The sequence below is a fragment of the Nitrosomonas marina genome, assembly GCF_900111605.1.
Lineage (GTDB): Bacteria > Pseudomonadota > Gammaproteobacteria > Burkholderiales > Nitrosomonadaceae > Nitrosomonas > Nitrosomonas marina_A.
In genome coordinates this window covers 1-1,132 of record NZ_FOIA01000089.1, presented here as the reverse complement: position 1 = coordinate 1,132, position 1,132 = coordinate 1, and the positions used below count along the sequence as shown (strand labels likewise).

The 1,132-nt window shown below is 39.1% G+C and carries 1 protein-coding gene; it reads left to right on the top strand.

All coding sequences use genetic code 11. From position 1 onward, the window contains the following. Window positions 1–445: 445 nt before the first annotated feature. Window positions 446–802, top strand: a complete 357-nt coding sequence (locus tag BMY62_RS15865) for an arsenate reductase family protein (RefSeq protein WP_090662260.1) — start codon at window positions 446–448, stop codon at window positions 800–802. Window positions 803–1,132: the final 330 nt, after the last annotated feature.

Genomic DNA, 1,132 nt, shown 5'->3' with positions numbered 1-1,132 from the left:
ATCAAGTCACCAAAAAAATGTGCGACCTCTTCCTGCCACCTTCCTCTCAAGTTTCTTTCATGATCAGGGGTGGCGTCTACCGAAATGATCGTTAGAGTGTATGCGTCTGGAAATTTTGATGAACCGTACTTTACGTTTTCAGTTTATAGTGATAGTCATCGTCGGCAGGTGCCATTTGTTTGCAAGTGGTATGGTTTTGTTATGCTGGCCGCAAGTTGAGCATCGTTTGAATTCTTTTGATTGCTTTATGCAGTTTGGATTGTGTTGGGCCGACCGAACCAACTGCACGGTGGTGAGAAATCACGGACTGCTGCACACTAATGGTTTGTATGATTGAATATTATGGTTGCTGACAGTTATCTCGAAAGAAGGATAACTAGAAAGCTTTGCACTTATTAGTAAAGTAAGTAGCAGTTTACATCACAGATTGTCTGACTGGAAGAAAATGATTAAATTTTATGGCTATAAAAAATGCGATACCTGTCGCAAAGCAGAAAAATTTTTGCAGCAGGCTGGTATTGCTTATGAGTTCGTCGATATCACTGAGAATCCACCATCTTCGGAAGAGATCGCCGCAATTGCCGAGTTTGCAAAAGCGCCGTTAAAGAAACTCTTCAACACCAGTGGTGTGCATTATCGCGAACTAAAAATTAAAGATAAATTACCTGTATTATCTGACAGTGAAATTTTTGCCCTGTTATCAGGCAATGGCCGCTTGATCAAAAGACCATTGATCACCGATGGAACACGGGCAACGATTGGTTTCGATGAAATGAATTTTTGCAAGATTTGGGGCGGTTAAGCTGAATGCACATGGATTGGTTCGTTCCATTGAAAATATATTATAGACTGTTTTAGGTAGGTGAATGTTTTTATAAGACTTTTTAGTGGCATGTCAACTAAATATGTAAACAATCTTGTTAAAAAGTGAAGAAAAAATTAATATACACGAAGTCCCTATGGTTCGAGTGGAGATTTTATGACAAATGACTTGACTTTATGGTGTAAGGTCGACTAGCCTGTGGGACGCAGCGTATGAAGAGTCTTTGTAAGGCGCTTGAGCTGTTGTAAAAAGAGCAGTACTAATTAATTAGTATTAGAGACAAGAGAAGGTAGTATTAATTAACAAGTA

What these genes read in the sequence shown, in the direction of transcription:
- BMY62_RS15865 (WP_090662260.1), top strand. Translation starts at nt 446, where the DNA reads ATGATTAAATTTTATGGCTATAAAAAATGCGATACCTGTCGCAAAGCA.